Below are 275 nucleotides of genomic sequence, written 5' to 3' on the forward strand. Positions count from 1 at the left end.
TGGACAAGAATGCAACTTCGACGGTAAGGGGCAGGGGAAGTGAAGAGGATGATGATGTGTACGAAGACGAGCCAGAGTCAGCAGATGCCGCACTTCTTTTCCGGCAAGGTGGTGAGAGCAACGAGGGCGGAGTAGAAGTGAGCAACAAAGAAGAAACACAAATGGATGATCAAGAAGAGCTTGAAGGTGGGGATAGGTGATTTAGATGATTTGATTGTTGGCTGTACAGATGTTTTCGGCTCGATACACCTGATCAAAACTACTAGAGCATGGGG

Annotated in this window: 1 protein-coding gene; it reads left to right on the top strand. The window is 48.0% G+C overall.

The window, feature by feature from the left end:
• Positions 1–200 (top strand): hypothetical protein (locus ACODJP_RS14010; protein ID WP_422482543.1); only part of this gene is annotated, 200 nt, incomplete at its 5' end.
• Positions 201–275 lie beyond the last annotated feature (75 nt).

This window comes from Pleomorphochaeta sp. DL1XJH-081 (genome assembly GCF_049310885.1).
Classification (GTDB): domain Bacteria; phylum Spirochaetota; class Spirochaetia; order Sphaerochaetales; family Sphaerochaetaceae; genus CAYZJV01.